This is a genomic window from Klebsiella sp. 10982 (genome assembly GCF_048589245.1).
Taxonomy (GTDB): Bacteria; Pseudomonadota; Gammaproteobacteria; order Enterobacterales; family Enterobacteriaceae; genus Klebsiella; species Klebsiella quasivariicola.
The window spans coordinates 161,783-178,214 of the sequence record NZ_JBMAXV010000007.1 but is presented as its reverse complement, the minus strand read 5'-3'; the positions used below and the strand labels follow the sequence as shown (position 1 = coordinate 178,214).

At 58.9% G+C, this 16,432-nt stretch carries 15 protein-coding genes, 1 pseudogene and 1 riboswitch; of the genes and pseudogenes, 8 read left to right on the top strand and 8 right to left on the bottom strand.

The window, feature by feature from the left end:
• Positions 1 to 116: 116 nt before the first annotated feature.
• From tolC to ACKLKD_RS09040, 3 genes are all read left to right on the top strand, one after another.
• On the top strand, positions 117 to 1,586 hold the full coding sequence (tolC, locus tag ACKLKD_RS09050) for an outer membrane channel protein TolC (protein ID WP_023340732.1): 1,470 nt from the start codon (positions 117 to 119) through the stop codon (positions 1,584 to 1,586).
• A 167-nt stretch (positions 1,587 to 1,753) separates the two neighbouring features.
• Complete coding sequence (locus ACKLKD_RS09045) at positions 1,754 to 2,425, top strand: DUF1190 family protein (RefSeq protein ID WP_002916849.1); 672 nt, start codon at positions 1,754 to 1,756, stop codon at positions 2,423 to 2,425.
• A gap of 5 nt (positions 2,426 to 2,430) precedes the next feature.
• On the top strand, positions 2,431 to 3,591 hold the full coding sequence (locus ACKLKD_RS09040) for a glutathionylspermidine synthase family protein (protein WP_025710506.1): 1,161 nt from the start codon (positions 2,431 to 2,433) through the stop codon (positions 3,589 to 3,591).
• Positions 3,592 to 3,634: 43 nt separating this feature from the next.
• Here ACKLKD_RS09040 and ygiD read toward each other — a convergent pair whose 3' ends face one another.
• Positions 3,635 to 4,426: a 4,5-DOPA dioxygenase extradiol gene (gene ygiD, locus ACKLKD_RS09035; RefSeq protein ID WP_025710507.1), complete on the bottom strand. Its 792-nt coding sequence runs from the start codon at positions 4,424 to 4,426 to the stop codon at positions 3,635 to 3,637.
• A gap of 185 nt (positions 4,427 to 4,611) precedes the next feature.
• On the opposite strand from ygiD, the gene zupT reads away from it, so the two are divergent.
• Positions 4,612 to 5,382, top strand: a complete 771-nt coding sequence (zupT, locus tag ACKLKD_RS09030; protein ID WP_025710508.1) for a zinc transporter ZupT — start codon at positions 4,612 to 4,614, stop codon at positions 5,380 to 5,382.
• A gap of 63 nt (positions 5,383 to 5,445) precedes the next feature.
• On the opposite strand, the gene ribB is transcribed toward zupT, so the two are convergent.
• Positions 5,446 to 6,099 (bottom strand): 3,4-dihydroxy-2-butanone-4-phosphate synthase, encoded by a 654-nt coding sequence (gene ribB / locus ACKLKD_RS09025; RefSeq protein ID WP_004174356.1) that lies wholly within the window; start codon positions 6,097 to 6,099, stop codon positions 5,446 to 5,448.
• Between the two features lie 105 nt (positions 6,100 to 6,204).
• Positions 6,205 to 6,356, bottom strand: a riboswitch (FMN riboswitch).
• Positions 6,357 to 6,476: 120 nt separating this feature from the next.
• Between ribB and ubiK the strand changes: the two genes are divergently transcribed.
• The gene (ubiK, locus tag ACKLKD_RS09020) at positions 6,477 to 6,749 is read left to right on the top strand and encodes a ubiquinone biosynthesis accessory factor UbiK (protein WP_002916856.1); all 273 of its coding nucleotides are present in this window, start codon (positions 6,477 to 6,479) and stop codon (positions 6,747 to 6,749) included.
• 36 nt (positions 6,750 to 6,785) lie between these two features.
• Here the strand turns inward: ubiK and glgS are convergent, their stop codons facing one another.
• The gene (gene glgS / locus ACKLKD_RS09015; RefSeq protein WP_042928986.1) at positions 6,786 to 6,983 is read right to left on the bottom strand and encodes a cell surface composition regulator GlgS; all 198 of its coding nucleotides are present in this window, start codon (positions 6,981 to 6,983) and stop codon (positions 6,786 to 6,788) included.
• Here glgS and ACKLKD_RS09010 point away from each other — a divergent pair.
• A pseudogene (locus ACKLKD_RS09010) lies at positions 6,975 to 7,121 on the top strand (hypothetical protein); the annotation flags it as partial. The gene glgS and the pseudogene ACKLKD_RS09010 sit on opposite strands and share 9 nt — an antisense overlap.
• 80 nt (positions 7,122 to 7,201) lie before the next feature.
• Here the strand turns inward: ACKLKD_RS09010 and hldE are convergent.
• The 3 genes from hldE to ACKLKD_RS08995 are packed head-to-tail and all read right to left on the bottom strand — an operon-like array spanning position 7,202 to position 12,850.
• Positions 7,202 to 8,635, bottom strand: a complete 1,434-nt coding sequence (gene hldE / locus ACKLKD_RS09005) for a bifunctional D-glycero-beta-D-manno-heptose-7-phosphate kinase/D-glycero-beta-D-manno-heptose 1-phosphate adenylyltransferase HldE (RefSeq protein WP_025710510.1) — start codon at positions 8,633 to 8,635, stop codon at positions 7,202 to 7,204.
• A gap of 58 nt (positions 8,636 to 8,693) precedes the next feature.
• The gene (gene glnE, locus ACKLKD_RS09000) at positions 8,694 to 11,531 is read right to left on the bottom strand and encodes a bifunctional [glutamate--ammonia ligase]-adenylyl-L-tyrosine phosphorylase/[glutamate--ammonia-ligase] adenylyltransferase (RefSeq protein ID WP_080897351.1); all 2,838 of its coding nucleotides are present in this window, start codon (positions 11,529 to 11,531) and stop codon (positions 8,694 to 8,696) included.
• 20 nt (positions 11,532 to 11,551) lie between these two features.
• Positions 11,552 to 12,850, bottom strand: a complete 1,299-nt coding sequence (locus tag ACKLKD_RS08995) for an inorganic triphosphatase (RefSeq protein ID WP_025710512.1) — start codon at positions 12,848 to 12,850, stop codon at positions 11,552 to 11,554.
• A gap of 214 nt (positions 12,851 to 13,064) precedes the next feature.
• Here ACKLKD_RS08995 and ACKLKD_RS08990 point away from each other — a divergent pair, with 214 nt between their 5' ends.
• Both ACKLKD_RS08990 and ACKLKD_RS08985 read left to right on the top strand, forming a co-directional pair.
• The gene (locus ACKLKD_RS08990; protein WP_002916862.1) at positions 13,065 to 13,685 is read left to right on the top strand and encodes a TIGR04211 family SH3 domain-containing protein; all 621 of its coding nucleotides are present in this window, start codon (positions 13,065 to 13,067) and stop codon (positions 13,683 to 13,685) included.
• A gap of 61 nt (positions 13,686 to 13,746) precedes the next feature.
• On the top strand, positions 13,747 to 14,988 hold the full coding sequence (locus ACKLKD_RS08985; RefSeq protein ID WP_087805859.1) for a multifunctional CCA addition/repair protein: 1,242 nt from the start codon (positions 13,747 to 13,749) through the stop codon (positions 14,986 to 14,988).
• Positions 14,989 to 14,999: 11 nt separating this feature from the next.
• On the opposite strand, the gene bacA is transcribed toward ACKLKD_RS08985, so the two are convergent.
• Together bacA and folB are read right to left on the bottom strand one after the other, a co-directional pair.
• Entirely contained in the window at positions 15,000 to 15,821 is an 822-nt protein-coding gene (gene bacA, locus ACKLKD_RS08980) for an undecaprenyl-diphosphate phosphatase (RefSeq protein ID WP_004144532.1), read from the bottom strand.
• 198 nt (positions 15,822 to 16,019) lie between these two features.
• Positions 16,020 to 16,403: a bifunctional dihydroneopterin aldolase/7,8-dihydroneopterin epimerase gene (gene folB / locus ACKLKD_RS08975; RefSeq protein ID WP_025710514.1), complete on the bottom strand. Its 384-nt coding sequence runs from the start codon at positions 16,401 to 16,403 to the stop codon at positions 16,020 to 16,022.
• Between the last annotated feature and the right edge of the window lie 29 nt (positions 16,404 to 16,432).

Genomic DNA, 16,432 nt, shown 5'->3' with positions numbered 1-16,432 from the left:
AAATTACCGCCGGATGGCACGTAACGCCAACTTTTTACGGCGGCAGAATCGATACAATCAGCGGAATTTTTCTTAGAATTAGACCAGCGCTAAATGCTTCACAACAAGGAATGCAAATGAAGAAATTGCTCCCCATTCTTATCGGCCTGAGCCTGACCGGGTTCAGCGCCATGAGCCAGGCGGAAAACCTGCTTCAGGTTTACCAGCAGGCACGCATCAGCAACCCCGATCTGCGTAAATCGGCAGCCGATCGTGACGCCGCGTTCGAAAAGATCAACGAAGCGCGCAGTCCATTATTGCCTCAGCTTGGGCTGGGAGCAGATTATACCTATACCAATGGCTATCGCGACAGCAACGGCGTCAATTCTAACGTCACCAGCGGCTCGCTGCAGTTAACGCAGGTTCTGTTTGATATGTCGAAATGGCGCGCCCTGACGCTGCAGGAAAAAACGGCAGGCATTCAGGATGTCACGTATCAGACCGATCAGCAAACACTGATTCTGAATACCGCGACGGCCTATTTTAAAGTGCTGGCTGCCATCGACACGCTCTCCTATACCGAAGCGCAGAAACAGGCCATTTACCGCCAGTTGGACCAAACCACGCAGCGCTTTAACGTAGGCCTGGTGGCGATCACCGACGTACAGAACGCCCGTTCACAATACGACGCCGTGCTGGCGAACGAAGTGACCGCGCGCAACGATCTCGACAACGCCGTCGAAGGACTGCGCCAGGTCACCGGTAACTACTATCCGGAGCTGGCCTCCCTGAACGTGAACGGCTTCAAGACCAATAAGCCGCAGGCGGTCAATGCCCTGCTGAAGGAAGCGGAGAACCGCAACCTGTCGCTGCTGCAGGCGCGTCTGAGCCAGGACTTGGCTCGCGAGCAGATTCGCCAGGCGCAGGACGGTCATTTGCCGACCCTGAACCTTTCCGCTTCTACCGGCGTTTCGAATACGCGATATAACGGTTCGAAAACCAATACCCCGCTCGCCTACAACGACAGCGACGTCGGGCAGAACCAAATCGGCCTGAACTTCTCTCTGCCACTGTATCAGGGCGGCGCGGTGACCTCGCAGGTCAAACAGGCGCAATACAACTTCGTCGGCGCCAGCGAGCAGCTGGAAAGCGCTCATCGCAGCGTCGTGCAGACTGTGCGTTCGTCGTTTAACAACGTGAACGCCTCCATCAGCAGCATCAACGCCTACAAACAGGCGGTGGTCTCTGCGCAAAGCTCCCTGGATGCTATGGAAGCTGGCTACTCGGTGGGTACACGTACTATCGTTGACGTCCTCGACGCCACTACCACGCTGTACAACGCCAAGCAGCAGCTCTCTAATGCGCGCTACAACTACCTGATCAACGAGCTGAACATCAAGTCGGCGTTAGGTACTCTGAATGAGCAGGATCTGGTCGCCCTGAACAACACGCTGGGTAAACCAATCCCGACCTCCGCTGACAGCGTCGCGCCGGAAAATCCGCAGCAGGATGCCACCGCTGATGGCTACGGCAATACTACCGCCGCCGTGAAACCGGCGTCCGCACGGACGACGCAGAGCAGCGGCAGCAATCCGTTCCGTCAGTAATTCTCATACTGTGACGCGCATCGCCTGTTCGTTGGACAGGCGATGCGTTAAACGTAAGGCAACGTAAAGATCCGCCGCTTTGCGCCCCTCTTCGCTTCATTTTCCACCACTCATCCTCTATCCTGAGCGTTAACACACGCCATACCACTGGGTCCTGGAAGACAAATATGAAACGGACAAAAAATATTAATCATTCGTCGTTCCGCAAAAGCTGGAGCGCACGCCATCTGACGCCAGTCGCACTGGCCGTCACCGCGGTCTTTATGCTTGCCGGTTGCGAAAAAAGCGACGAAACGGTGTCGCTGTACCAGAACGCCGATGACTGCTCCGCCGCGAACCCGGGCAAAGCAGCCGAGTGCACCACGGCCTACACCAATGCGGTAAAAGAGGCAGAGCGCACCGCGCCAAAATATGCCACCCGCGAAGACTGCGTCGCTGAATTTGGCGAAGGTCAGTGCCAGCAGACGCCAGCCCAGGCAGGCGTCGCCCCGGAAAACCAGGCGCAGGCGCAAAGCAGCGGTAGCTTCTGGATGCCGCTGATGGCCGGCTATATGATGGGCCGCCTGATGGGCGGCGGCATGGCGCAACAGCAGCCGCTGTTCAGCTCGAAAAACCCGGCCAGCCCGGCCTACGGTCAGTACACTGACGCCAGCGGCAAGAGCTATGGCGCCGCTCAGCCGGGCCGCACCATGAACGTGCCGAAAACCGCGATGGCGCCGAAGCCAGCCACCACCACCACCGTCACCCGCGGCGGCTTTGGCGAGTCGGTAGCGAAACAGTCGACTATGCAGCGTAGCGCCGCCGGTTCAACGTCCTCTTCTCGCTCAATGGGCGGCTAAGCAACATGGAAAGAGTCAGTATTACCGAGCGCCCGGACTGGCGCGAGAAAGCGACCGAGTACGGCTTCAACTTCCACACCATGTACGGCGAGCCCTACTGGAGCGAAGAGGCCTACTACAAACTGACCCTCGCGCAGGTGGAAAAGCTCGAAGCGGTCACCGCTGAGCTACATCAGATGTGCCTCCAGGTAGTGGAGAAAGTGATCGCCAGCGATGAGCTGATGACCAAATTCCGTATCCCTAAACACACCTGGGGCTTTGTACGCCAGTCGTGGAAAACTAACCAGCCGTCGCTGTACTCGCGTCTCGACCTGGCCTGGGATGGCGTCGGTGAACCGAAGCTGCTGGAGAACAATGCCGACACGCCGACCTCGCTGTACGAAGCGGCGTTCTTCCAGTGGATCTGGCTGGAAGACCAGCTCAACGCCGGCAAGCTACCGGCGGGTAGCGACCAGTTCAACAGTTTGCAGGAAAAGTTAATCGACCGCTTCGGTGAACTGCGTGAACAGTTTGGCTTCCAGTTGCTGCACATGGCCTGCTGCCGCGATACCGTTGAAGATCGCGGTACCGTACAGTATCTGCAGGACTGCGCCGCCGAAGCAGGGCTGGCGACAGAATTCCTCTACATCGAAGATATCGGTCTCGGCGAAAAAGGCCAGTTTACCGATCTGCAGGATCAGGTGATTGGTAACCTGTTCAAGCTTTATCCGTGGGAGTTTATGCTGCGGGAGATGTTCTCCACCAAGCTGGAAGACGCCGGCGTCCGCTGGCTGGAACCGGCGTGGAAAAGCATTATCTCTAACAAAGCGTTGCTGCCGATGCTGTGGGAAATGTTCCCCAATCACCCGAATCTGCTGGCGGCCTACTTCAGCGAAGATGCCCATCCGGAGATGGAGAAGTACGTCATTAAGCCGATCTTCTCCCGTGAAGGCGCCAACGTCTCAATTATTGAGCAGGGTAAGGTCGTGGAGTCGGTGGAAGGTCCCTACGGGGAAGAAGGCACTATCGTGCAGGCGTTTTACCCCCTGCCGAAGTTTGGTGACAGCTACACGCTGATTGGCAGCTGGCTCATCAACGATCAACCTGCCGGGATCGGTATTCGTGAAGATCGGGCGCTGATCACCCAGGATCTGTCGCGCTTCTACCCGCACATTTTCGTCGAATAATGTCACGCTCCGGCGACGACATCGCCGCTGGAGCGCAATCTTATCAGGCGCCAACCACCACCGACAGCATACTCAGCGAGCCCATCTCGATACCATCCACCGGGATCGTGATCGCTTCAACGCCATCCCACGCCCCCAGCACGTACAGCAGCGGCAGGAAATGATCCGCCGTTGGGTTGGAGAGCGAGCCTCCTTCGTGCGCCAGATAGTTGACCAGCGGGTGCTGCGCGTCAGGACCTTGCCACTGCAGATTCGCCTTCACGTAGTTATTGAAGGACTCTGCCCACGGGTAGGGCGTGTTCTCGCCATGCCAACGCGCGGTACGCAGGTTATGCACTACGTTGCCGCTGGCCACCAGCATAATGCCTTCATCGCGCAGCGCGGCCAGCCTCCGCCCCATCTCCAGATGCCAGGCCGGCGGTTTAGTGCTGTCGATACTCAACTGAACCATCGGGATATCCGCCTGCGGATACATTTTAATCAGCACGCCCCACGAGCCATGATCAAATCCCCAGGCTTCTTTATCAAGGGTGACCGGCACTGGCGAGAGCAGCTCCACCAGTCGTTGCGCCAGCGCCGGAGAGCCCGGTGCCGGATAATGGGTGTCATACAGCGCCTGCGGGAAACCACCGAAGTCGTGGATGGTTTTCGGGGCCTCCATCGCCGTCACGCCCGTACCGCGCGTAAACCAGTGCGCAGAGACCACGACAATCGCCTTCGGGCGCGGCAGGGTTTCGCCCAGGTGAGCCCAGGCGCGAGTATAAATGTTGTCTTCCAGCACGTTCATTGGGCTGCCATGGCCGAGAAACAACGCGGGCATGCGGGTACGGGACATGATGATATCCTTAGGGAGTCAATGTAATGTGTTCACATTACGCGCTTTTGCGCCAGGATAAACTCAGATAAGCATGATGATGATCGTCAGAAAATTTGAATGTAATTCGCGGTAAAGGGACGTATCCCGCACGCGCATCCTCATGCAATATACGCGTATGCACTTATTTTACCGGGAGAGAAGTGATGTCATCGCCCTTGATATTGACACTGTTAGCTGGCAGCGCAACATTTATTGGTGCCATATTCGGCGTGATTGGCCAAAAACCATCTAATCGGCTGCTTGGTTTCTCTCTCGGCTTTGCCGCCGGCATCATGCTATTGATTTCATTAATGGAAATGCTGCCGGCAGCGCTGGCTACCGAGCAAATGTCGCCGCTGCTCGGTTACGGCATGTTTGTTATCGGTCTGCTGGGCTATTTTGGCCTCGACCGCCTGCTGCCACACGCTCACCCGCAGGATCTGATGACTCCCACCGCGCCGCGTCCGCGCAATTTACGCCGCACCGCTATTCTTCTGACGCTGGGGATCAGTCTGCACAACTTTCCGGAAGGCATTGCCACCTATGTCACGGCCAGCAATAACCTGGAGCTTGGCATGGGCGTTGCGCTTGCCGTCGCTCTGCACAATATTCCTGAAGGGCTGGCGGTTGCCGGACCGGTGTATGCCGCTACCGGATCGCGCAGCAAGGCGGTGCTCTGGGCCGGGCTTTCCGGCATAGCGGAAATATTAGGCGGCGTGCTGGCGTGGCTGATTCTCGGCAGCCTGATCTCGCCGCTGGTGATGGGGGCGATCATGGCCGCCGTGGCCGGCATTATGGTAGCGCTGTCGGTCGATGAACTGATGCCGCTGGCAAAAGAGATCGACCCGCAGAGCAACCCGAGCTATGGCGTCCTGTGCGGGATGTCGGTGATGGGGTTAAGCCTGGTGGTGCTCCAGACGATGGGCATTGGTTGAGGCGCAAAAACAACACAGCCCACGACAAGGTGGGCTGTGTTCGCTGGCGTCAAAAACCGCTAATTAGCTGGCTTTACGCTCATGTTCGCGACGGTAGGCCACCAGATCTTCAATCGTGACTACTGCCATATTGTGTTGCTGAGCGAACTTGATGCACTCCGGCGCGCGCGCCATGGTGCCATCGTCGTTGGTCAGCTCGCACAGCACGCCTGCGGGTTTAAAGCCAGCCAGGGTCACGAGGTCGATAGTGGCTTCAGTGTGGCCGCCGCGGGTCAGTACGCCACCCGGCTGCGCACGCAGCGGGAAAACGTGGCCAGGACGGTTGAGATCGGAAGGTTTCGCGCCGTCGGCAATGGCCGCGCGGACGGTGGTCACGCGGTCGGCAGCGGAGACGCCGGTGGTCACACCTTCGGCCGCTTCGATGGTCACGGTAAAGCCGGTGCCGTAGGCGCTGGTGTTGTTCTCCACCATCATCGGCAGATCCAGCTGTTTGCGACGATCTTCGGTCAGGCACAGGCACACAATGCCGCTGCCGTGACGAATGGTCAGCGCCATCTGTTCAACGGTCATGGTTTCGGCGGCGAAGATCATATCGCCTTCGTTTTCACGGTCTTCATCGTCAAGCACCATCACACCGCGGCCTTCGCGCAGGGCGTCCAAAGCGTGTTCCACACGTTCAAAAGCGGTACCAAAAGAAGAAAGGAGCGTCTGATTCATGGTAAAAAAACCTCATTAAAATTATGGTTACCAGAATCAGGGCAGTCTTAGGAGTGCCGGTTTAGCGGCAAAAGTCAACGCGAGCGGGCTGTGGCCCGACTGTGTCGTTACTCTCTCCCATCCGGACTTTAACCGTCGGCCCCGGAATTACACCGGATCTGCTGACCTTCCCGTAGTCACGGGAAGCGCTCGCGGGCTTTCAACGCCATGGTTGATTTACCGCCGGTGGGGAATTTCGCCCCGCCCTGAGAATAAGCGAGATAACTATAACGCTATTGACTATCCTCGGCAATGCATAAGCTTCAAACATTTCTGGTTTATAGGCGGCCAGGTTCGCACTACAATGATCAATCATCCGACCCGAGCAGGAAACCACCATGATTGACCCGAAAAAAATTGAACAAATCGCCCGCCAGGTCCATGAGTCGATGCCAAAAGGACTTCGCGATCTGGGTGAGGATGTTGAGAAGAAAATCCGCCAGGCACTGCAGTCGCAGCTGACCCGTCTGGATCTGGTTAGTCGCGAAGAGTTTGACGTGCAGACCCAGGTGCTGCTGCGGACTCGCGAAAAACTGGCGCTGCTGGAGCAGCGTCTGAATGACCTCGAAAACCGCCCGGCAGCGACGCCTGGCAGCGAAGAGCAGCAGTAAAAAAACGGGCCCTCAGGGGCCCGTTTGGCGTTTGGCTTAGTGCGCGGCTTCCACCTGGTTACTCACCTGGCGACAGTACAGTTCATAGCGCTGGCAAAACCATTCACGATGTTCTTCATCCATATTGCCGACAATGGCCTGAAGATCAACTGGTTGGCCTTGGGCGTGCATTCTGGCGAAACTCCGCGCCAGGAAATCAAAATTCTTCATTGAATACATATCGTTATGGTTCATGCGCATACTCCTTCAGCGGTGGATGTTCTGATCAGTCATATGCCTTTTACTCACTTCAGTATTTATCCTTACCCTAGCGCGTTTTGTACGAAAAATGCGCTCAATCTGATTATTTATTGCGCCAAATCATTTTCCACATCATTAAATAAAAACGGCCCGCGATATGTCTATCGCAGGCCGTGATGCTTCACCGTACAAATCGGTGAATAGCGAAAAGCTTATTTGTCGCTATCTTTTTGTATTTTCTTAATAATATTGGTAGTTGAGCAGCCATCTTCAAAGTTGAGCACCAGCACTTCACCGCCATTAGCCCAAACCTCTTCACTACCAGCGATTTGCTCCGGCTTATAGTCGCCGCCTTTCACCAGCAGGTCCGGCAGGATGCCAGCGATCAGGCGCTGCGGAGTATCTTCTTCGAAGGAGACCACCCAGTCGACGGCCTCCAGCGCCCCCAGCACGATCATCCGCTGTTCCAGCGGGTTCACCGGGCGGCTGTCACCTTTTAGACGTTTGGTGGAAGCATCGCTGTTAACCGCCACGATCAGACGGTCGCCCAGCTTGCGCGCATTCGCCAGATAGGAGACATGGCCGGCATGCAGAATGTCGAAAACGCCGTTGGTCATCACCACTTTCTCGCCGCGCTTACGCGCTGCCGCAACCGCCTGTTTGAGTTCGGCTTCGCTCATCACGCCAAAGCCGGTCTCGGCCCGGCCGCGGACCGCGTTTTCCAGCTCGACAGGAGATACGGTGGAGGTACCCAGCTTGCCAACGACCACACCCGCCGCGGCGTTAGCGAAATAGCAGGCCTCTTCCAGGGTGTTGCCGGAGGCCAGGGTCGCCGCCAGCACGCCAATCACCGTGTCGCCGGCGCCGGTCACGTCGTACACTTCCTGGGCCTGGGTCGGCATATGCAGCGGCGGACGGCCCGGCTGCAGCAGCGTCATCCCCTGCTCAGAGCGCGTCACCAGCAGCGCTGACAGTTCGAATTCAGCGATAAGCTTCATGCCGCGTTCAACGATCTCCGCTTCATCCTGACACTTGCCCACCACCGCTTCAAACTCAGAGAGGTTCGGGGTGAGCAGCGTCGCGCCGCGGTAGCGTTCGAAATCGGTGCCTTTCGGATCGATCAGCACCGGCACACCCGCTTCACGGGCGAGCTTGATCATGGTCTGGACGCTGGTCAGCGCCCCTTTGGCGTAGTCCGAGAGGACCAGCGCGCCAATGGATCCCAGCGCCTGCTGAATGCGCTCGTGCATCGGCTGCGGATCAACGCCGGAGAAGCCCTCTTCAAAGTCAAGGCGGATCAGCTGCTGATTGCGCGACAGCACCCGCAGCTTGGTGATAGTCGGGTGAGTCGGGACGGAGACAAAGTCGCACTTCACATTGACGTTGGCCAGCGCCTGGCTCAGCGCGCGAGCGGCATCATCAATCCCGGTCAATCCCACCAGGCGCGACGTCGCTCCCAGTGAGGCGATGTTCATCGCCACGTTTGCCGCGCCGCCAGGACGTTCTTCGATATTTTCCACCTTCACCACCGGCACCGGGGCTTCCGGGGAAATACGACTGGTGGGGCCGTACCAGTAACGATCCAGCATCACATCACCCACCACCAACACTCCTGCACGTTCAAACTCCGGCAGCGTTACTTTCATGACTCTCTCCTGCGAGACGCAAACTTTGCGCGCGATAATAGCACACCCGATTTTATAGTTAAGCCATCAGCCACTTCTGCCAGCTGGCGCTGACCTGCTCACGCTCCCGGCTGAAGGCCTCTGGCGCCACGTGCCCCGGCAGCTCCTGCAGGGCCAGGTGATGGAGCGCATCACGCAAGGTAGTGTACGCATGCGTTAACGCGCGCGCTTCCTCCTCGTCCATGATGTCGTTTTGCGCCAGCAGCTCGAGAATACGCACGTTATCAGACCAGCGGGTCAGCTTCGGCTTGTCGCTGGCATAGCGTAGGACCAGATACTGGGTAATAAATTCAATATCGGTGATCCCGCCGGCATCGGCTTTGATATCAAAACGATCGGGATGTTTGTTGCCGAGGTGGGCGCGCATCTTCTCGCGCATCTCGCGAACCTCAGTCTGCAGGGTCGCGCCCTCCCGCGCAGTGGTCAGAATATCGCGACGAATGGCGTCAAAGCGCGCCTGCAGCGCCGGGTCGCCGTAGACCACGCGGGCGCGCACCAGCGCCTGATGCTCCCAGGTCCAGGCTTCGTTCTGCTGATAATCGGCAAACGCGTCGGCGGTGGTGACCAGCATCCCCGCCGCGCCGGAAGGGCGCAGCCGGGCGTCAACTTCGTAGAGAATACCGGACGAAGTGCGGGTGCTGAACAGGTGCATGATCCGCTGGGCCAGCCGCAGGTAGAACTGACGGCCATCAATCTCCCGCTCGCCGTCGGTCATCACCTCCGCCGGGCAGTCATGGAGGAACACCAGATCGAGATCGGAGCTGTAGCCCAGCTCCCAGCCGCCGAGCTTACCGTAGCCGACGACGGCGAAGCCGCGCCCCTGGCGATCGTGCAGGTGGGTCGGCTGGCCGTAGCGAGCCACCATCTGCCCCCATGCCTGCTGCACCACCGCATCGAGGATCGCTTCGGCAAGCCAGGTTAAGTGATCGCTAACCTTCATCACCGGCAGGGTGCCAGCGATATCCGCCGCGGCGATATGCAGCTGCTGCGCCTGCTTGAACTGGCGCAACGCCTCCAGCTGCTGCTCTTCATCCTCTTCCGGCACGCGCAGCAGGTACTGGCGCAGCTCGTCGCGATAGGCATCGGTCGCCGTCGGCTGATAGAGGGTGTTGGGATCCAGCAGCTCATCAAGCAGCAACGGGTGGCGCGCGAGCTGGCTGGCGACCATCGGCGACGCCGCGCAGAGCGTAATCAGGTGCTTCAGCGCGCCGGGGAATTCGCTCAGCAGCTCAAGATAGGTGGTGCGGGTGACGATCCCGGTCAACAGCGGCGTGATCCGCGCCAGAGGCAGCGGCGCATCGGCGCGCGAGCAGATTTCGCTCAGCAGATGCGGCATCAGCTGATCCAGCACCTGGCGGCCACGCGGGCCGATGGTGCGCCGATCCAGCTCTTTGCGGAAATCGGCAATCAGCGCCAGCACGCTGCGGCGATCGGTATCGTTTAAATGCGCCAGCGCCGGGCTGGCGTCATCTTCTTCCAGCGCATCCTGCCACAGCTCGCGCCAGTACTCCGCCAGTTGCTCATCCGGGGACTGGGCCTCATCATCGCCAATCAGCTCATTGAACACCCGCCGCACGTTGGCCATATGGTTATCCAACTGCGCACTCAGCGTCTCCCAGTTATCGGTATGCATCCCCCACGCCAGCCTGGCGCGGTTGAGTTCATCCTGCGGCAGGGTCTGGGTCTGCTCATCGTTGATGCTCTGCAGCAGGTTTTCCAGCCGGCGCAGGAACAGATAGGCCGCGCGCAGCAGCGCCGCGTCGCCTTCCGGCAACAGATGTAGCTCATCAATCGCTGCCAGCGTCGGCAGCAGGGCGCGCTGCTGCAGCGCAGGTTCACGACCACCGCGGATCAGCTGAAAGACCTGAACGATAAACTCAATTTCACGGATCCCGCCGGCGCCGAGCTTGATGTTGTCTTTCAGCCCGCGACGTCGCACCTCACGGGCGATCATGCCTTTCATGTTACGCAGCGACTGGATCACGCTGAAGTCGATATAGCGGCGGAAGACGAAGGGACGGAGCATCGCGCGCAGTTCGCTGGCGTAGGCGCCGTCGTTATCGCCCATGATCCGCGCTTTCACCATCGCGTAGCGTTCCCAGTCCCGGCCCTGCTCCTGGTAATAATCCTCCAGCGCCGCAAAGCTGAGTACCAGCGGTCCACTGTCGCCAAACGGCCGCAGGCGCATATCCACCCGATAAACAAAGCCGTCCTGCGTCGGCTGATCCAGCGCCTTGATCAGCCGCTGCCCCAGGCGGGTAAAGAACTGGGCATTATCCAGCTCGCGACGGCCGCCGCGGGTGGCGCCATGTTCAGGCCAGGCAAAAATCAGATCGATATCGGAAGAGAAGTTCAGTTCGCCGCCGCCCAGCTTTCCCATCCCGAGGATCAGCAGCGGCTGCGGCTGCCCCTCGGCATTGCATGGCGTTCCCCACTCCTTACAGCAGGCGGCGTACAGCCAGTCGCGGGCGGCGACAATCAGGGTCTCCGCCAGCGCGCTCAGCTGCTGCAGCGTCTCTTCTTCGCTCACCAGCGACAGCGCCTGCGCCCAGGCGATGCGGACCATCATCTGGCGGCGAAAGAGACGCAGCTCCCGCATCAACCCCGCTTCGTCAGTGACGGCCTGCAGGCGATCCTGCAGCCACGCCTCATAATGCCGCCACTCCTCTGCTTCTGGTGAAGACTGAGCCAGTTCATTCAGCCAGCCCGGCTGGGCAATCACACTCTGTTCGACAAAATCGCTGAACGCCATCACCGACCTGGCCTGTGGGCTCAGTTCGGCAACGGGAAAATCCGCTGGCAAGCGGTCGGCGACCGTCTGCCAGTGCTGCTGTAACTGCGAAGAAAGCGGCATCATAGGGGCTCCCTGGCCTGTAATTATCGTTTTCCACTATGCAGCCAGAACGGCTCCGCAGCCAGCGCCTGGCGACGGAAATATTCAAAGACGCTGCGGTCGTCATGTTCTATCGCACGCTGAAGCTCCTGCCAGTTCTCCAGCCACGGCGCGACGGCGTCGCCATAGGCGCCCGCCAGCAGCTGGACGCTGTCGATGTCGCGCGCCAGCTTCGGCAACTGGTCGGCGGCATCTTCGACCGCCAGATGCTGCACGGCGCTACGCAACTCGGCCGCCGCCCGGGAGAGGTTTATATCGGCAAACCGTTTGAACGAGCCGGCTATTTTTTTCTCTCCCGCCTCGTTGAGGAACGGACGCCAGCCGCGCTGGACCAGCCATTCGGTCAGGGCCAGTTTGGCGCCGACGACCTCGGTGCGGAATAACGCTTCGTCGGCGGTGTCCGCAGCCAGCAGAACGGCGTCGGCGTCGTTCAGCAACGCGCGGAGGTGGGTGGTCGCCTTACGCGGCACGATGCCGCCGAACAGCACCAGGGCATGGCGCACGCGGGCTATCGCCAGCAGAATTTCCACTTTGGCTTTCGCGTTGCCGCGCAGCCAGATCTCGTCGTGATACAGCCAGTGCGCCAGGGCACTCTCAAGCGCCGCCTCCAGCCCCTGCTCCACGCTGGCCTTTGCCGCCACCGGCAGCACCGCCAGCCGGGTCACCGGACGCTCATCATTGCCTTGCGCCAGATGATACCCGCGCGCGGCTTTGCTCAGGCTACCCTGACGCAGTACGCCGCTCTCCAGCAGACGGTGCGCAAGGCGCAGCAGATCGGCTGTCTCCCCGGCGAACAGCTCCAGCTCCAGCTCGCAGATTGGCTCCTGATGCTCGCCCGCCTTTACTTCGCCGCGATCGAGGGCGATCTCAATCTCACTCTTCCCTTCCTGTATCACCCAACGCTCACGGGCAAAATCGGTACTGAACAGCGGCTGAACATTATCCGCCAGCGCGGCCGGGAGCTCGCCTTGCGGCCAGACCTCCGCCGGCAGGCGCTCAAGCGCCAGCTCCGGTTTATCGAGGGGAATATTGTATTCCGGGCGCTGGTGCAGGCCGCCGACCACCCGGCCGGCGATTTTCAGCGTCATCTCATAACGCCCCTGGTCGCCGCGGATGCGCAGCCCCATGTCATGACGACGTAGCCAGTTATCGGCGGTCTCGTAGTAAATGTTCAGCAACTGGCCCGCGGGCGTATGTTTCGCCTCGAGCGCATTGAGCTGCTCGCGCAACGTCTCTACCCCATCCTGAGCGACGATAAACTTGAGTTCGATTTCTTGAGCCATGACTGAATTCTTCCGCTTCTGTGCTGCGCCGACAAATTGCGGCGAACTTACGACGATATTTTTTGTCAGTAGATAGTATTTTGCGGCGAATCGCCATGCAACGCGCTTTTTGCCGGGCCACCTCCTGGATGATTCCGATTGTGGCGGAAAACTTTGCGTCGCTCTGGCGATGCCTCTACTATCGTTCCACTTTTTATGACCAAACGATGACCTGATGCCAAAATTACGCCTGATTACTTTTACTTTGCTCGCGCTTAGCGCCGCCACGGCGGTTCACGCAGAAGAAAAGCGCTACGTTTCCGATGAGCTGAACACCTGGGTTCGCAGCGGCCCGGGCGATAATTATCGTCTGGTCGGCACCATCAACGCCGGGGAAGAAGTGTCGGTACTGCAAACGAACGACAGCACCAGTTACGCGCAAATTCGCGACAGTAATGGCCGTACCGCCTGGATCCCGCTGAAAGAGCTGAGCAACGAGCCCAGCCTGCGCACCCGTGTCCCGGATCTGGAAAACCAGGTCAAAACGCTGACCGATAAACTGAATAACATCGACGCCACCTGGAACCAGCGCACGGCGGATATGCAGAAGAAAGTCGCCGGCAGCGACAGCGTGATTAACGCGCTGAAGGACGAAAACCAAAAGTTGAAAAACGAGCTGGTTGTCGCGCAGAAGAAGGTGAACGCGGCAAATCTGCAGCTTGATGACAAACAGCGCACCATTATCATGCAGTGGTTTATGTACGGCGGCGGTGTGCTGGGCGTCGGTCTGCTGCTCGGTCTGGTGCTGCCGCATCTGGTGCCAAGCCGCAAACGTAAAGATCGGTGGATGAACTAATTCGTCTTCTCTGCCAGACTTACGTATCATCGTGCGAAAAACAGATACGGGAGAATCAGGCGTGAAGAGTTATCTGGTCGGTGGAGCGGTGCGTGACGCGCTGTTAGGACTGCCGGTCAAAGACCGAGACTGGGTGGTGGTGGGCGCCACCCCGCAACAGATGCTTGACGCGGGCTATCAACAGGTAGGCCGCGACTTTCCCGTGTTCCTCCATCCGCAAAGCCGGGAAGAGTATGCCCTGGCCCGCACCGAGCGCAAATCCGGCGCAGGCTACACCGGTTTTACCTGCTATGCCGCCCCGGACGTTACCCTCGAGGCCGATCTGCTGCGCCGCGACCTGACGGTCAACGCCCTCGCCCAGGATGCCGACGGCGCAATTATCGACCCCTACGGCGGACAGAACGATCTCCGTCAGCGCATGCTGCGCCATGTCTCTCCCGCCTTTAGCGAAGATCCGCTGCGCGTGCTGCGCGTGGCGCGCTTTGCCGCCCGCTACGCCCACCTCGGTTTTCGCATTGCCGAAGAGACCCAGGCCCTGATGCTCGCGATGGTTGAGGCCGGCGAGCTGGCGCATTTAACGCCGGAGCGGGTGTGGAAAGAGACGGAAAACGCATTGACTACTCGCAACCCGCAGGTCTTTTTCCAGACACTGCGCGACTGTCAGGCCCTTAAGGTGCTGTTTCCGGAAATTGACGCGCTGTACGGCGTGCCGGCTCCGGCGAAGTGGCATCCGGAAATCGACACCGGCCTGCACACCCTGATGACCGTCACGATGGCCGCGATGCTGTCGCCGGACGTTGATGTGCGCTTCGCCACCCTGTGCCACGACCTCGGCAAAGGGCTGACGCCGAAAGCGCTCTGGCCGCGTCACCATGGCCATGGCCCGGCGGGAGTTAAGCTGGTGGAGCAACTCTGCGCGCGTCTGCGGGTGCCAAACGATATCCGCGATCTCGCGAAACTGGTGGCGGAGTACCATGACCTAATCCACACCCTGCCGATCCTGCAGCCGAAAACCCTCGTCAAACTCTTTGACAGCATTGACGCGTGGCGCAAACCGCAGCGCGTGCAGCAGATCGCGCTCACCAGCGAAGCCGACGTCCGCGGACGTACCGGTTTTGAGGCCAGCGATTACCCACAAGGGCGGCTGCTGCTGGAGGCCTGGGAAGTGGCGCAGTCGGTCTCCACCAAAGAGGTGGTGGCGGCGGGCTTTAAAGGGGCGGAGATTCGCGAGGAGCTGACGCGGCGGAGAATTGCGGCGGTGGCGCGGTGGAAGGAACAGCGTTGCCCCCAGCCGCAAGGCTGAGGGCGCAGGCCTTAGAAGAAGACCACGTAAACCGCTGCCGCGACGATAAAGCGGTAGATAGCGAACGGAATGAACGAGATCCGTTTGATCAGCTGCAGGAAGGTTTTAATCGCAATCAGCGCCACGATAAACGCCATCACGAAGCCGACGGCAAACATCGGGACATCGCCCATGTTCAGGAAGCCGATGCTCTTGTAGACGTCCAGCACGGTGGCGCCCATCATCATCGGTACCGCCAGCAGGAAAGAGAACTCTGATGCCGCATAGCGGCTGACGCCCATCAGCATGCCGCCGGAGATAGTCGCCCCCGAGCGGGAGAAGCCCGGCCACAGCGCCAGGCACTGAAAGCAGCCGATGACGAACGCCTGACGATAAGTCATATCGTCAATCCCGACCGCGCGCGGCTGTTTCGGCTTCAACACTTCCGCCGCAATCAGCAATACGCCGCCGACAATCAGGGCGTACATCACGTTCACGGGGTTAAACAAGGATTTAATGGTGTCGTGGAAAATCAGCCCCATCACCACCGCAGGGATCATACCGAGGAGAATATGGATAAGCGACAAGCGACCGCTGCCCTGACCTTCATGCGCCGGCGGCTTGCCAAAATGGATGCCGATCAGGCCGAACAGGCGACGCCAGAACATCACCACCACGGCGAGTATCGAACCTAACTGAATCACCACTTCAAAGGTATTTGCCGTATCACCTTCAAACCCCAGCAGGTGACCAACAATAATCATATGACCGGTACTGGAAACAGGTAAAAACTCTGTCAAACCCTCAACCACACCCAATATTGCCGCCACCAGCAGCGAGTGTATATCGCTCATCCAATTAAACCCTTTAAAAAAGTAAAATGAAAAAAACCAGGAACACGGTATCGTTCAACAGGCACAACCCGGCAGCCAGAGCGCGCCAAATCCGCAGCGTACAGGAAGTACACACGAATTTGCCCACCGTTCTGGAAGGACATCGCCAGTAAAATTGCCTGATGACCGGATGCTATGACCGGTATAAACGCAATTTGTTTAACAAGTATGACCTGAAAAGTTTTGTTTCAGATTAAGGCCACGTTCAATAATCACCCCGACGTTTGCCGCGCGAGCCACGGCGCCAGGTTTGCTGACTTTTATGCGCACCCATGGCGACTGGAATGTTTCCAGCAGCAGGTCGGCCACTTCTTCCGCCACCCGCTCCACTAACGCGAATTTTCCCCCCTCCACATGCGCGATCACGCGCTCGCTGATATCAGCATAGCTGAGGCAGTCGCTGACATCATCGCTGCCAGCGGCCTTGCGGTTATCCCATGCAATTTCGATATCGAACACCAGCTTCTGCTCAATGGTTTGTTCCCAGTCATAAACACCAATGGTGGTGATTACCGAAAGTTGCTCTATAAATACAATATCCATCACGCCCTGCCTGCTTTTTAGCTAAACCG

Bases quoted from the DNA above. Each gene is read 5' to 3' on its own strand.
- tolC (WP_023340732.1), top strand. From the start codon at position 117: ATGAAGAAATTGCTCCCCATTCTTATCGGCCTGAGCCTGACCGGGTTC.
- ACKLKD_RS09045 (WP_002916849.1), top strand. From the start codon at position 1,754: ATGAAACGGACAAAAAATATTAATCATTCGTCGTTCCGCAAAAGCTGG.
- ACKLKD_RS09040 (WP_025710506.1), top strand. From the start codon at position 2,431: ATGGAAAGAGTCAGTATTACCGAGCGCCCGGACTGGCGCGAGAAAGCG.
- ygiD (WP_025710507.1), bottom strand. From the start codon at position 4,426: ATGTCCCGTACCCGCATGCCCGCGTTGTTTCTCGGCCATGGCAGCCCA.
- zupT (WP_025710508.1), top strand. From the start codon at position 4,612: ATGTCATCGCCCTTGATATTGACACTGTTAGCTGGCAGCGCAACATTT.
- ribB (WP_004174356.1), bottom strand. From the start codon at position 6,099: ATGAATCAGACGCTCCTTTCTTCTTTTGGTACCGCTTTTGAACGTGTG.
- ubiK (WP_002916856.1), top strand. From the start codon at position 6,477: ATGATTGACCCGAAAAAAATTGAACAAATCGCCCGCCAGGTCCATGAG.
- glgS (WP_042928986.1), bottom strand. From the start codon at position 6,983: ATGAACCATAACGATATGTATTCAATGAAGAATTTTGATTTCCTGGCG.
- hldE (WP_025710510.1), bottom strand. From the start codon at position 8,635: ATGAAAGTAACGCTGCCGGAGTTTGAACGTGCAGGAGTGTTGGTGGTG.
- glnE (WP_080897351.1), bottom strand. From the start codon at position 11,531: ATGATGCCGCTTTCTTCGCAGTTACAGCAGCACTGGCAGACGGTCGCC.
- ACKLKD_RS08995 (WP_025710512.1), bottom strand. From the start codon at position 12,850: ATGGCTCAAGAAATCGAACTCAAGTTTATCGTCGCTCAGGATGGGGTA.
- ACKLKD_RS08990 (WP_002916862.1), top strand. From the start codon at position 13,065: ATGCCAAAATTACGCCTGATTACTTTTACTTTGCTCGCGCTTAGCGCC.
- bacA (WP_004144532.1), bottom strand. From the start codon at position 15,821: ATGAGCGATATACACTCGCTGCTGGTGGCGGCAATATTGGGTGTGGTT.
- folB (WP_025710514.1), bottom strand. From the start codon at position 16,403: ATGGATATTGTATTTATAGAGCAACTTTCGGTAATCACCACCATTGGT.